Origin of the sequence: Stagnihabitans tardus (assembly GCF_009925085.1) — a bacterium.
GTDB classification, from domain to species: Bacteria; Pseudomonadota; Alphaproteobacteria; order Rhodobacterales; family Rhodobacteraceae; genus Stagnihabitans; species Stagnihabitans tardus.
The window spans coordinates 68,160-82,228 of sequence record NZ_JAABNR010000014.1 but is presented as its reverse complement, the minus strand read 5'-3'; the positions used below and the strand labels follow the sequence as shown (position 1 = coordinate 82,228).

Genomic DNA, 14,069 nt, shown 5'->3' with positions numbered 1-14,069 from the left:
GCCAGCGCTCGATCTTGCGCCGCTCGGAGACGGAAAGATGGGAAAACCGGATCTTCATTCTCAGCTCCTTGTCTGGTCCCAAACATCAAGGAACCATGAAAAGTCGCATTCCAGAATAGCGCGCACCTTTGCTACAAAGCTATGACGCATAATTTTGATTATGTAATACTTTGTCGACATGGTCGAAAACCTCACGGAAGGCAGTGCTCCGTGGCCGCTCCTGCCGTTGACGATGTACACTGATGGCACCAGATTGCGCGCATCGTTATAGCTCATAAGCACCTCACTGAACGATAGTCTTGAGGCCCGGATACGCAAGGCAATGCCCATCAATTGCATTCGAACACTTCAGGCGTGCCTTAGCAGGGTGCTGAAATAGTCCCGCCTCGACAGTGGTTTGAGAACATGATTCACGCTCGGCACGATAACGGTGGGGGTAGTGATGCGCGGGACGGATGAGACGAGCGGGTCGCTCTTCAGTTATGTCGATCTGGAGGAGCGCATCCCCGCTCGGCATCCTTTGCGCAAGATCCGGCAGGTGGTTAACGAGGCGCTGGCGAGCCTGGATGCGGAGTTTGAGGCGCTTTACACCGATTTTGGCCGCCCCTCGATAGCGCCGGAGCGGCTGATCCGGGCGAGCCTGATCCAGATCCTGTTCTCGATCCGTTCCGAGCGGCAGTTGATGGAGCAGATGGAATACAACCTCTTGTTCCGCTGGTTCGTGGGCCTTGGCATTGATGACCCGGTCTGGGTGCCTACCGTGTTCACGAAGAACCGCGACCGGCTGCTGACCACCGAGATGTCGCGCAAGGTGATGGCGGCGGTCCTGGCCCATCGCGAGGTCGCGCCGCTCCTGTCGGACGACCACTTCTCGGTCGATGGCACGCTGGTCAAGGCCTGGGCCTCGATGAAGAGCTTCCAGCCGAGGACCGCCGACACGCCGCCCGAGGACGATCCGAGCGGCCCGCCCAGTCCGGACGGCCCTGCCGAAGACCACCCTGAACCGACACCGTCCGAGATCGACCCGATGTCCCGCCCCACCCGCCAGAGCCGCAATGCAGACATCGACTTCCGGGGCGAGAAGCGGTCCAATGCAACCCATGCCTCGACGACCGACCCCGACGCGCGGCTCTATAAGAAGTCGCCCGGCACCGGCGCAATGCTGTGCTTCATGGGTCATGCTCTGATGGAGAACCGCTCCGGCCTGATCGTGCAGGGCGACCTGACGCAGGCCGACGGTCACGCGGAACGGCGCGCGGCGCTCGACATGATCCACCGCCATTCTCCGGGATCGACCCGACAGCTGACACTGGGCGCCGACAAGGGCTTCGACGCCGCCGAGTTCGTCGCTGACCTGCGGCAAGCCTGCGTCACGCCCCATGTCGCGCAGAAATCGAGATATTCAGCGATCGACGGCCGCACCACCCGGCACGAGGGTTACGCCCTGTCGATCAAGCACCGCAAACGGATCGAAGAGGCTTTCGGTTGGGCCAAAACCGTTGGCGGCATGGCTCAGACCGTCTATCGCGGCGTCGAGCGGGTGCGCGCCCGCTTCGTCCTGACGATGACCGCCAACAACCTTGCCCGACTGCCCAGGCTGCTGGCAGCATGACGATGAGAAGCCGCGTCAGGCACGCATGCCGTATGCGCCCAAGGACCCGAAAACAAACGCAGCCGGTTGCGCCGAAAGAAAACCGTTCAGTCCCGCAGACTTCTTCAGCACCCTGTTAGGTCCGGTTTCGTTTGAGAGCAATCGTCCCTGCAGCATTAAGACCTTGATTCCAAGATCGGTTTTGCCAGTATTGCCCGCTCAGCTTCGAAGCGTCGTCACTAACCGTGAGCATGGCCGCCCCAAAGAACCGATCCCGATCAGTTACCGCTAAGGGCAACTCGTTGCCTTGTTTGTTTGACTGCTCGTATACCCAAGCAAGTGACCTTGAACCGTTTTCAGACTTCAAGAACTCAACGGACACGGTGTGAGACTTCAGGAGTGGCGTCTTATCATTTGGCAGAAACTCAACATCGGTACGAAACCACGTCTGCCTAATTCTTACTTCAAAGTTCGCTTCAAGAAGGCTCGGAAGGGCATCCTTCAGAGGATCGAACGTGGCATCCTTGCTCGCTGCAGCCGACTTAAGCCTTTCGATGATTGGCCAATTAGATTGAATCGAGACGGTCCACTCGCCATTCAGATCGGGAAAAACGCGGTGACTGAGCCATGAGCCGAGAAGTGGCAACTTCCAGACTAGACGCCAACCCGGCAGCACCACCACAGCGGCGACTGCCCCCCATACAATCACTGGTAGCGACGACCCTGCGTTCGAGGTCACCCAACCGACCGTCACAGCAATCCACTGTGGCTTGCCCTGCGCCCAAGCCTGCAGCCAAGCGCTGAGCCCCGGGAAGGCCTGAGCGGCGTATACGGCGAGCGTGATCCAGAACGAAAGGGAAACATACTTTGCCATGACGTTCTGCCTCTGGTATTGAAGAGTCGATCTTCTGCCCCCAAGTATATGGGCAAGCAACGCCATCACTACAAGATATGTCGGAAAAAGGGACAACCTGATGCCCATCAACGCACACAAAGCCCTCGTGTCCCGGCCTTCCGGTTACAAGTTCGCGTTGGACCTGACGGAGGATCAGCGACGGATCCTTCGGGATGCACGGGATGAAATCCGCGCCGAGATTTCCGCCAAGTTTGGATCGTTCGCGAAGTCCTTGGGTGATCAAGCGCTGTACGAAGGAAGCGCCCCAGTCCTGGCACGGAACTTCCAGACGCCGAAGTTCAGGATGCAAGGAAGCTTCTCCTATGACACCTGCAATCAACCTGCACACGTTCCGCCGCAAGAGATTGACTTGGATGACGGGTTGTTCATGCCTGTCTCGTACTTTCAAAAGAACCAAGACAGGCTCCCAGCGGTCAACAGCGCTGCGTATTTTTCCATCATCGAGAAGATTCTAGCCCCACTGTGCGAAAAGAAGGGCTGGAAACTTGTGACGGACAAGCCTTCCTGTGTTCGCGTGGTTGTAGATGACACTATGCACACGGACCTAGCACTCTACTCAGTGCCAGATGGCGACTTCCTGCGCATCTTGAAGGATGCCCAAAACCGTGGGGCCGATTTTTCAACGGCCCTCATGATGGAGGACACTGCCTACCGGATGTTGTCGCAAGATGAAATCATGCTGGCCCATCGAAAAGAGGGATGGAAGAAGTCTGACCCACGCAAACTGGAAGACTGGTTTGTCGACGCTGTAAAGGAGCACGGTGATCAAGTGCGAACTGTTAGTCGCTACCTTAAGGGGTGGAAGGACTATCAGTGGAAGGAGGGAAAACTAGCCTCGATAGCCCTGATGGCTGCCGTAGTTTCAGTTTTTGAGAAATCCGCAGCTCAAATTCCAAGCAATCGGGATGACATCGCACTACTGCGTGTTGCAAGGGAATTGCCAGATTTCCTTGCCAAGGAAATTCCTAATCCCGTGGTCGAAGGCGAACGCCTAGATCAAAGTTGGTCGGCCGTGGAGCGGCAAGACTTCGTTGCCAAGGCGAAGATTCTTGCACAACGACTGGCTGATGCCTTGGTGAACACATCCGACCGCAGCGCGTCCTTGAAGGTGTTGCAAGGACTGTTCGGAGGCCGTATTCCGGACGATCTCACACTATATGTGCCTGATGCCGGTCTAGACGTGAAGACGAGCCCACTTTCAACACCGGCGGCATTGACCCTTGGCTTGATTGATAAGATTGACGCGGAGCATCAGCCCCTCGCAGCAGTGAATAAGCAGGGCGGCGGGCGGTACGGGTAAACTGTTTGACCAAAGTGTCTGAACCAACCAGCGCTGAGATTGATGAAATCTCAGAGTGGCTTCTCGCCAATGCACCGGCAAGTCGAAGGCTCACAAGTAACGAGCTGTCTCTCTATGCGATGCACGAACCCCATTGCGGTTGGCTTGTTCCATTTGAACTCGGCAGCGTTCGTTATGATTTGCGGGTGGTTGTCCCCCGAGATTTTCCTTGGGGGAAGCCTCGCGTTTATTGCCAAGAGTATTTTCAGTTCAAGCAGTTTCCGCACATTGAAAAGGATGGTGCATTTTGCCTTTTTCCTCCCAGTGCAGAACATGATCCGTATAACGCTATTGGATTAATATGGGATACGATCAAGGAAGCCGGGAGGCTGATTGCTGCGTCAAGAGACCCAGCATTTCTTGATGACTTTGCCGAGGAGTTCGCTTCCTACTGGGAGAAAACCGCTGGAGGCAAGACAGTGGTAAGTTTGCTGACGCCAGGCGGCCCCTCCAGAATCGTTTCCCTGTGGCGAAGCACAGGGGACTATTATCTGGCGGACAATGACCAAGCACTTCGCAACTGGCTAAACAACCACAATGGCGGAAGAAAGTGGGATTTTGGGTTCGAGGTGGCGACGCACTTGGTTCTGGATAGGCCCATTCTTCCTACGGAATACCCCAAGTCGGGGGCGATGGTAGCGGGTCTGGTTCAGAAGCTTGCACCAAGCGCCCAACCACTTTTGATCGCAGCAGCCGAGGATGCTGAGGGCAAGTTCACCGTTTCGTTCGAGGGGACCACGAAGAACGGACCGGTGTTCTTTGCTGTCGAAGTGATGCCGCCCAAGCAGCATGGGAACCCAGTCGGATCGCAAGTTAACATGATTCAGAAAGGATTTCGCCCGGGAAAGGTGCCTCCCTACATAAGGTTGCAGCGTCAACTCGGTGGAAACAAGGTCGAGCAGCACGAGGTGCTGCGCGCCGATCCTTCATGGGTTCACGGGAGAGATACACCCGGGAATGATACACTTTTTAACAAGCGAGTACTATTGGTTGGGACGGGGTCACTTGGAAGTGAAGTCGCGCAACTTCTTTCCAAGTCAGGGGTTGGATCAATCACGCTGATTGATCCCGAGGTCTTGGAATACGCAAACGTTGGGCGACATGTTTTGGGTATCGGAGAGGCGAGAACCTATAAGGCCAAATCGCTCGCAGAAAAGCTGCGCAAGAACTACCCACATATGCTGGTCAAACACTTTTCTGAGCGATGGCAATCTCTCTACGCCAAGCAACCTGAAGTATTCCGCGATGTAGATCTGATAGTTTCAACCATCGGCAACTGGCAGGCGGAGGGAAGGCTCAATCAGTTGGCCAGATCCGATCTAGATCTTCCAAACGTTCTCTACGGTTGGGCTGAACCGTTCTCGCTAGCCGGCCATGCTGTTCTCGTAGGACCAAACGGTCCCTGCTTCGGTTGCGGAATGGATCAATTCGGAAGGCCCATTTGGACGGTCTTTGAATGGGATACCGACACTACTCGCAAGCTGCCGGACTGTGGAGCAAGCTTTCAACCTTATGGGCCCATTTCTTTGGCGAGCGTCGCAATGCTGGTAGCCAAGACTGCGGCGAAAGCGCTGCTTGGTGGGGTTCAATTCGGAACGGAGACCGTTTGCTGGGCCTCACAGGCTGACATTTTCGAGCAAGGTGGGCAGTTTAGCGCCGGATTCCTTGATAGATTTGCGGCGGTACCAGAGTTCGGTGGATCAAGAGTCTTTCACTTGGACCAAAGGCCAGGTTGCCCGTTCTGCGGTGGAAAATGAGTATCCGTTACACGATTGGGGAAAGCGGACAGAACTTAGTGGTCGAGGCGAGGGTTCTCGATCACTTCCAAAGATGGCGGCAGATTCAGCCATGTATGGCTGAGGCAGGCGGACAACTCTTCGGAGTGGTTGATGGTGCTGAGGTTACGATCAAATTGGCGACCGGCCCGAGGCAGTCTGATCGAAGGGGGCGTTTCTTCTTTGTCGCTGACCGGTTTGCGGAGAAAATTGAAATTGGCAGGCTGCACAAGGCCGGTCTGCACTATTTCGGGGATTGGCATACTCATCCCCAGTCGCTCCCTGAGCCGTCTGGCACTGACCTCACGTCAATGACGGACCTCTTTGTGCGATCAAAACATGAGTTAAACGCTTTTCTGATGGTCATTGTGGGAACAGCCCCATTTCCGACTGGCTTGCATGTGTCCCTTCACGCTGCGGACGGTTGGTCGAGACTGCAGACCTGCTAAACTCGGCTTCTCCGTTTGAGGCTTTAATCTCTTCCATGCCTTGCGAGCATCGCCTGAACCTTGCACAACGTCTGGAAAAGCAACCAGGGCGGGGCAGATGACCGACGAACAGAAGAAGAAGCTCGAGCAGAAGCTCTGGGACATCGCCAACACCCTGCGCGGCAAGATGAATGCGGACGAATTCCGCGACTACATCCTGGGCTTCATCTTCTACAAATACCTCTCCGAGCGCCTGCAGGCCTATGCCGATGACATCCTGAAGGGCGACGGCGTAAAGTTCCTCGCCATCGACGAGACCACCACTGACGGCAAGTCCATCCTCGCCGAGGTCAAGCATGCGACCGTCGAGGCCCTCGGTTACTTCCTCAACCCCTCCGAGCTCTTCTCGGCCGTCGCCAAGCGCGGCGAGCAAGGCGCCTTCATCCTCGGCGACCTCTCGACCATCCTGACCAACATCGAACGCTCCACCATGGGCACGGCCTCGGAGGAGGACTTCGACCACCTCTTCGAAGACCTCGACCTGACCTCCACAAAGCTCGGCCGGACCGAAGAGGCCAAGAACGCCCTCATCGCCCGCGTCCTCACCCACCTGGACGCCATCGACTTCCGCCTCGACGACGCCAAGGCCGATGTCCTCGGCGACGCCTACGAATACCTCATCGGCCAATTCGCCAGCGGCGCGGGCAAGAAGGCGGGCGAGTTCTACACGCCCCAGCAGGTCTCCACGATACTCGCCCGCATCGTTACTACCGGCAAGACCCGCCTGAAGTCGGTCTATGACCCGACCTGCGGCAGCGGCTCCCTGCTCCTCCGCGTCGCCCGCGAGGTTACCGACGTCGGCGACTTCTTCGGCCAGGAGATGAACCGCACCACCTACAACCTCGCCCGCATGAACATGATCCTGCACGGCGTCCACTACCGCAATTTCGACCTCAAGCAGGAAGACACTCTGGAACACCCCCAGCACGAGGGCCGCCTCTTCGAGGCCATCGTCGCCAACCCGCCCTTCTCGGCCAAATGGTCGGCGCGGCCGCTCTTCCTGCAGGACGATCGCTTTGCCCAATACGGCCGCCTCGCCCCCGGCTCCAAGGCCGACTACGCCTTCGTCACCCACATGCTCTCGCACCTGGACGACAACGGCACCATGGCCGTCGTCTTGCCACATGGCGCGCTCTTCCGCGGCGGCGCCGAAGGGGCGATCCGCGAATACATCATCCGCGAGAAGAACTGGCTGGATGCCGTCATCGGCCTGCCCGCCAACATCTTCTACGGCACCGGAATACCCACCTGCATCATGGTCTTCAAGAAATGCCGCGAGACCGATGACGTCCTTTTCATCGACGCCTCCACCTGTTTCGAGAAGGGCAAGAACGAGAACCGCCTGCGCGACGAGGATGTCGATCGCATCGTCGCCGCCTGGCGCGGGCGGGCCGAGGAAGCCCGGTTCAGCCACCCTGCCCCGCGCGCCGAGATCGCGGCCAACGACTACAACCTGAACATCCCCCGCTATGTCGACACCTTCGAGGCAGAGGCCCGCATCGACCTGACCGCCGTGGCGCGTCAGATCGCCGAGGCCGAGACCGCCATGGAGCCCCTCGACGCCCAAATCCGCGCCTTCTGCGCCGAACTGGGCCTGGAGAGCCCGGTATGAGCGACGAAGTCGAGGAACTGGTTCGCACCTTTCCGAAGTCGGTCCAGCCCGGCGTTCCAAAGCTCAAGGCGCCGCAGCCGGGCTGGAGGACAGTCAAATTCGGCGACGTGCTCTTTCCCGTCGTTCGCCCTGTGAGACTGGACGACGGCCAATCGTATCGGCTGGTTACGGTCAAGCGGTCGCGCGGGGGCATCGAAGAGCGCGGGCGCATGTCCGGCCGCCAGATTGCGGTCAAGTCTCAGTTCGAGATTGAAGGCGGCGACTTTCTGATCTCAAAGCGCCAGATCGTCCACGGAGCCTGTGGCGTGGTCACAGACGATTTCGCGGGCGCCATCGTTTCCAATGAATACTCCATCTTGCGCTGCTCGCCGGAGTTGGACCTGAATTTCCTGCGTTACCTTTCGCATACGGTCTACTTCCAGCAGACCTGTTTTCACTCGAGCATCGGTGTCCATGTCGAAAAGATGATTTTCAAGCTCGACGAGTGGCTGGATTGGCCGGTCAATCTGCCCACCCTGCGCGAGCAGGAGAAAATCGCGGGCTTTTTGGGGGTGGTGGATGGGAAGATTTCGGGGCTGCGGCAGAAAGAAGAGGGGTTGAAGCGTTTCAAGGCGGGGCTAATGCAAAAGCTCTTCTCCCAAGAGCTGCGCTTCACCCGCGACGACGGCTCGGACTTCCCGGACTGGGAGGAGAAGCGGCTGGGCGAGATTACGCGATGGTCTTCCGGCGGGACCCCGTCGAAGGATAACCCGGACTTCTGGGACGGCGACATTCCTTGGGTCAGCGCGCTTGCGATGCATTTCCCGTTGATCAGTGATGCCCCACTAAAGGTTACAAAGTCGGCAATCGGCAAGGGCACACGGATGGCGCCGCGTGGCGCAATCCTCATGCTTGTTCGAGGCAGCATGCTCTACAACCGGATTCCAATCTGCGTAACAACGCGAGAGGTCGCGTTTAACCAAGACGTTAAAGCAATTGTCGGCACGGGCGGCGTCACGCACGAGTTCCTTGCTTCTTGGCTGCGTGCGAACGAAAGCTTGCTGATGTCCATGGTAACGGGCACCGGGATTGGGGCCGGGAAACTTGAAACGAGCGAATTGCAAGACATGCCCATTCAAGTCCCCCACCCCGAAGAGCAACGTAAAATCGCCGCGGCGCTCTCGGCGCTGGACGGCAAGATTGCGGGGGTGCGCGACCAGATCGCGGGGCTCGAGACCTTCAAGAAGGGTCTTTTGCAACAGATGTTCGTGTGAGGCCAGATGAGCGACAAGACCGGCGAAGTGATCCTCTATCAAACCGAAGACGGCCGCGCCCAGATCTCGCTGCATCCCACCGAGGGCACCGTCTGGCTGACGCAAGTCGAAATGGCCGCCCTTTTCGACACGACCAAGCAGAACATCAGCCTGCACCTGAGGAACATCCTGGGCGAGGGCGAGCTTTCCGAGGCTTCAGTTGTCAAGGAATACTTGACAACTGCCGCCGATGGTAAGGCCTACCGCACACTGCATTACAACCTTGATGCTATCCTGGCCGTGGGCTTCCGCGTCCGCTCGCCCCGGGGCACCCAGTTCCGCCGCTGGGCCAACACGATCCTCGCCGAATACCTGGTCAAGGGCTTTGCAATGGACGACGCCAAGTTGAAGGCGTCCGAGCGGTGGGATTACTTTGACGAGTGGCTGGCGCGGATCCGGGATATCCGGGCCTCGGAAAAGCGGTTCTATCAGAAGGTGAAGGATCTTTTCACGACGGCGGTCGATTACGACAAGGGGTCGGAGGCCGCGAAGTTGTTCTTCCAGAAGGTCCAGAACAAGATGCTTTGGGCCGTGACGGGCATGACGGCGGCCGAGCTGGTCGCCGCCCGCGCCGATGCGGGGGCGCCCAACATGGGTCTGACCAGCTGGAAGGGCGGCGCGGTCCGCAAGGGCGATGTCGGGACGGCGAAGAACTACCTTGCGGCCGCCGAGGTCGAAGAGCTGAACCGCATCGTGACGATGTATCTGGACTATGCCGAGGACCAGGCCAAGCGACGGGCTCCGGTCACCATGGCGGTCTGGGCCGAGAAGCTGGACGCTTTCCTGACATTCAACGACCGCGATGTGTTGACCCATGCGGGCAAGCTGCGCATGGATGTGGCTCAGGCCCTGGCCGAGGACCGCTATGCCGCCTTCGAGGCCGAGCGGCGCAAGTCGGCGGCGGTGCAGGCCGACAATGATGATTTTGCCGAGATTGAAGACCTGGCCCGCCAGGCGCCGCCGAATTTGACGGGGAAGTGATATGAGTTACCAGACCGAAGCCCAGTTGGAAGCCTCGCTGATCGAGCGGTTGGTGGCCAAGGGATGGGATCCGGTCCAGCTTTCGAGCGAGGCGGCGCTGTGGGCGAACCTGCGGGCCGAGCTTGGGGCGCAGAACGGCACGACCTATTCCGAGGCGGAGTTCGGCAAGATCCGCAACCACCTGGAAAAGGGCAATGTCTTCGCCAAGGCACATGCCCTGCGCGACCGGTTCCAGATCACCCGCGACGATGGCTCCAGCCATTACGTCCAGTTCATGAACCTCGAGCACTGGTGCCGGAACCGGTATCAGGTCGCGACCCAGATCGGCATCCAGGGCCGCCGCGCCAACCGCTACGACGTGACGCTGTTGGTCAACGGCCTGCCCCTGTGTCAGATCGAGCTGAAGCGGCGCGGGGTCGAGCTGAAGGCCGCCTTCGACCAGATCAACCGCTATCAGCGCGACAGCTTTGCGGCAGCGGGCGGGCTCTTTCAGTTCGTCCAGATCTTCGTGATCTCGAACGGGGTGAACACGCGGTATTACGCCAACAACCGGCATCAGAGCTTCAAGCAGACCTTCACCTGGTCGGATGTCGAGAACAAGGCGATGAACCGGCTGGAGCCCTTCGCGGACTTCTTCCTGGAAAAGTGCCACCTGTCGAAGATGATCGCCAAATACGTCGTGCTGCACGAAAGCGACGAGGCGCTGATCGTGCTGCGGCCCTACCAGTATTACGCCGTCGAGGCGATCACCGAGAAGGTCAAGGCCGGGCGCGATTACGGCTATGTCTGGCATACGACCGGGTCGGGCAAGACGCTGACGAGCTTCAAGGCGGCGCAGAACCTTTGCGAGAACCCCAAGGTCGAAAAGGTCCTCTTCGTGGTCGACCGCGCCGACCTCGATTACATGACGACCCAGGAGTTCAACCATTTCTCGCCGGGGTCGGTCGATGGCACCGACGACACGAAGGCCCTCGTGAAGCAGTTCACGGAACCCGGGCGCAAGCTGATCATCACGACGATCCAGAAACTGAACACGGCGATCTCGCGCGAGGCCTTCTCCCCTGCCCTGCAGGCGGTGAAGGAGGCGCGCATCGTGATGATCTTCGACGAATGCCATCGCAGCCAGTTCGGCGAGGCTCATCGCAAGATCCGGGATTTCTTCCCGCGGGTGCAGATGTTCGGTTTCACCGGCACGCCGATCTTCGCCGACAATGCCGTGGGGCGCCGGACGACCGCCGATCTCTTTGGCGACCGGCTGCACACCTATGTCATCACCGATGCGATCCGGGACGAGAATGTCCTGCGGTTCTCGGTGGAATACATGTCGACCACGCCGCCGGTCGAAGGTCTGGATGAGGCCGCCAAGGCGGCCCGCGAAAAGCTCCTCGCCTCGCGCGAGGTAATGGAACATCCTGACCGGGTGGAGAAGGTGGTGGATTGGGTGATCGCCAATCACGACCGCAAGACGCGGCAGGGCCAGTTCGGCGCGATGATGTGCGTGGGCTCGGTCGATGGGCTGATCAAGTATTATGACTGCTTCGAGGCCAAGCGGAAGGCGGGCGCCCATGACCTGAAGGTCGCCACGATCTTCACCTATGCCGCCAACGAAGAGGACCCCGAGGCCGACGACCTGATCCCGGACACGAGTTTCCCGGCCGGCATCGCGACGGCGGGACAGATCCCGCGGCGCGACAAGCTGGCGGAGTATGTGGCCGACTACAACGCCCGTTATGGCACCAATGAAAGCGTCATGGATGGCGGGGGCTTCTATACCTATTACCGCGCCCTGGCCAAGCGCGTGAAATCCCGCGACCGCAAGGGGTTCACGCCCGACCAAGGGGTCGACATCCTCTTGGTGGTCAACATGTTCCTGACCGGCTTCGACGCAAAGACCCTGAACACGCTCTATGTCGACAAAAACCTGAAGTTCCACGGCCTGATCCAGGCCTTCTCGCGCACGAACCGGATCCTCGGCCAAGAGAAGAGCCAGGGCAACATCGTCTGCTTCCGCGATCTGAAGGAGCGGACGGACGAGGCCATCGCGATCTTCGCCGACAAGAACGCCCGCGAGACGATCCTGGTCGGAACCTACGAAGAACAGCTCGAGAAGTTCACCACCGCCGTTCAGAACCTGCTGGCACTGACGCCCACGCCGGATGCAGTCGACGATCTGGCCGATGAAGATGCCGAGGCCGAATTCGTGAAGCGGTTCCGAGAACTGATCCGCATCCGCAACGTCTTGGCCAGCTATTCCGAGTTCAAGCCCGAGGATCTGCCCATCGCCGCCCAGATCTACGAGGATTTCAAGTCGAAATACCTCGACATCGCACAGAAGACCAAGAAGACCCCCGACCCGATCGAACCCTCGCCCCTCGATGCCCTGGATTTCGAGCTGGAGCTGATCCGGCGCGATGAAATCAATGTGGCCTATATCGTGGCGTTGCTGATGACCCTGTCTGCCTCGATCAAGGAGGGCAGCGTCTCCAGCGCCAAGGCCAAGGCGCAGCGCAAGCGCATCTTTGACCTCCTGCTGTCCGAGACCCAGTTGCGCGACAAGCGCGACCTCATCACCCGGTTCATCGACGAAAAAATGCCGATGCTGGGCCCCGACGAGGATCTCCATGCCGCCTTCGCCACCTATTGGTCGGCCGAGCGCGACGCCGCCTTTGCCAGGTTCTGCGCCGAGGAAAAGCTGGCACCTGTCGCCTTTGGAGAACTCTTCGGCCGGATGATCTACACCGGCAAGGCCCCCCTGGGCGATGAGGTCGTGGCGGCCATGACTGAAGTGCCCTCGATCTTGAAGAGACGCCCCGCGGTCGAACGGATCATCATCGGCATGCAGTCCCTGCTGTCGACCTTTGACGAGGCGATTGGGGATATCGAGGAATCTAGTATTCCGTCAATCGACTAAGAAGTTAGGCAGCGCTCACGCGCTGCCCGTCGCCATGCGGTAGACCGGGATGCCCATCTTGCGGGCTTTGTCGGCCAGGTTGTCCTGAATGCCGGTGCCCGGGAAGACCACGACGCCGATCGGCATGCAATCGAGCATCTGGTCGTTGCGCTTGAAGGGTGCGGCCTTGGCGTGTTTGGTCCAGTCGGGCTTGAAGGCGACCTGCGGCACCTTGCGGTTGGAGGCCCAGGTGGCCGCGATGCGCTCGGCGCCCTTAGGCGATCCACCATGCAACAGCACCATGTCCGGGTGCTTGGCGTGGATCTGATCGAGACGGTCCCAGATCACCCGGTGATCGGTGGTGTCGCCGCCCGAGAAGGCAACTTTCGGTCCCGGGGGCACCAAGCTCTCAGTCTCTGCGCGTTTCTTGGCGGCGATGAAGTCGCGGCTGTCGATCATCGCAGCGGTCAGGTGGCGATGGCTGGTGCGCGAGCCCGAACGCGGTGACCAATGGGTTCCGGTGGCCTTGAGGAAGAGGTCGGCAGCGGTTTCGCGGAAGAGTTCCATGCTCTCACGCCGGTCGATAAGGCCCTGGCCGATGTCGATCAGGGTTTCCAGTTGGACGGATTTCACCTCGGAGCCGTCCTGTTCGCGTTGCAGGCGTTTCTGCGCTTGCTCGTTGTCGTCGAGCCTGGTCTCGATCCGCTCGGCGGCACGGTGGAAGGTGTTGACGGTCGACCACAGGATCTCGTCGAGGTCGAAATCGAGGCTGGTGTCAGCCATGGTGGAGATCAGCGCATCGAAGATGTCGGCGACGGCGGTCTGGATGACGTGGTCTTCGGGCGTGATCCGGGGGTCGGCCTCGCCCGCTGCGGGACGGTAGCCATAGAGCTGAAGGTCCTGGATCATGGTGTCGGTCGGCGAGGAGGTGTGATCGGGTTCGAAGTCTTCGTGGGCGTACATGGGATGCTCCTTCGTCTGGACCGCGTCCGTCGCGGCCTTCTGGCGACGAAAAGCCGACAAGCGGTCCGGTCTGGCAGCCCGAGCCTTTTGCGAGGGCCTTGATGGCCAAGCCCGGCTATTTTGCCTCGCGATGCAAAGGCAGGGCCTGCCCTGCCGGCGGAAAATAGTCGGGCGCCGCCATTGCCTGACCGGACCACTTGTGGGCCGCTCGCCCTCTAGGGA

Annotated in this window: 10 protein-coding genes; 8 read left to right on the top strand and 2 right to left on the bottom strand. The window is 59.4% G+C overall.

Features of this window, described 5'->3' with window-relative positions; genetic code table 11:
* The first annotated feature begins 442 nt into the window (after nt 1-442).
* Nucleotides 443-1,612 (top strand): IS5 family transposase, encoded by a 1,170-nt coding sequence (locus GV832_RS15135; RefSeq protein WP_168775725.1) that lies wholly within the window; start codon nt 443-445, stop codon nt 1,610-1,612.
* Between the two features lie 115 nt (nt 1,613-1,727).
* On the opposite strand, the gene GV832_RS15130 is transcribed toward GV832_RS15135, so the two are convergent.
* Nucleotides 1,728-2,531 (bottom strand): hypothetical protein, encoded by an 804-nt coding sequence (locus tag GV832_RS15130; protein WP_227754450.1) that lies wholly within the window; start codon nt 2,529-2,531, stop codon nt 1,728-1,730.
* Nucleotides 2,532-2,565: 34 nt separating this feature from the next.
* Here GV832_RS15130 and GV832_RS15125 point away from each other — a divergent pair, with 34 nt between their 5' ends.
* From GV832_RS15125 to GV832_RS15095, 7 genes are all read left to right on the top strand, one after another.
* Nucleotides 2,566-3,807 (top strand): CBASS cGAMP synthase, encoded by a 1,242-nt coding sequence (locus GV832_RS15125; protein WP_168775723.1) that lies wholly within the window; start codon nt 2,566-2,568, stop codon nt 3,805-3,807.
* Nucleotides 3,808-3,821: 14 nt separating this feature from the next.
* The gene (locus tag GV832_RS15120) at nt 3,822-5,603 is read left to right on the top strand and encodes a ThiF family adenylyltransferase (protein ID WP_354001969.1); all 1,782 of its coding nucleotides are present in this window, start codon (nt 3,822-3,824) and stop codon (nt 5,601-5,603) included.
* Entirely contained in the window at nt 5,600-6,070 is a 471-nt protein-coding gene (locus tag GV832_RS22545; RefSeq protein ID WP_168775721.1) for a Mov34/MPN/PAD-1 family protein, read from the top strand. Before GV832_RS15120 ends, GV832_RS22545 begins: the two co-directional genes overlap by 4 nt.
* Before the next feature lie 97 nt (nt 6,071-6,167).
* The gene (locus GV832_RS15110; protein ID WP_168775720.1) at nt 6,168-7,721 is read left to right on the top strand and encodes a type I restriction-modification system subunit M; all 1,554 of its coding nucleotides are present in this window, start codon (nt 6,168-6,170) and stop codon (nt 7,719-7,721) included.
* Nucleotides 7,718-8,974, top strand: coding sequence for a restriction endonuclease subunit S (locus GV832_RS15105; protein WP_168775719.1), 1,257 nt, complete (start codon nt 7,718-7,720; stop codon nt 8,972-8,974). Before GV832_RS15110 ends, GV832_RS15105 begins: the two co-directional genes overlap by 4 nt.
* Nucleotides 8,975-8,980: 6 nt before the next feature.
* Nucleotides 8,981-9,994: a virulence RhuM family protein gene (locus GV832_RS15100; protein ID WP_168775718.1), complete on the top strand. Its 1,014-nt coding sequence runs from the start codon at nt 8,981-8,983 to the stop codon at nt 9,992-9,994.
* A 1-nt stretch (nt 9,995) separates the two neighbouring features.
* Complete coding sequence (locus GV832_RS15095) at nt 9,996-12,905, top strand: type I restriction endonuclease subunit R (RefSeq protein ID WP_168775717.1); 2,910 nt, start codon at nt 9,996-9,998, stop codon at nt 12,903-12,905.
* 15 nt (nt 12,906-12,920) lie between these two features.
* Here GV832_RS15095 and GV832_RS15090 read toward each other — a convergent pair whose 3' ends face one another.
* Nucleotides 12,921-13,847 carry a DUF2493 domain-containing protein gene (locus GV832_RS15090; protein ID WP_168775716.1) on the bottom strand — a complete coding sequence of 309 codons (927 nt, stop codon included), beginning with the start codon at nt 13,845-13,847 and terminating at the stop codon, nt 12,921-12,923.
* Nucleotides 13,848-14,069 lie beyond the last annotated feature (222 nt).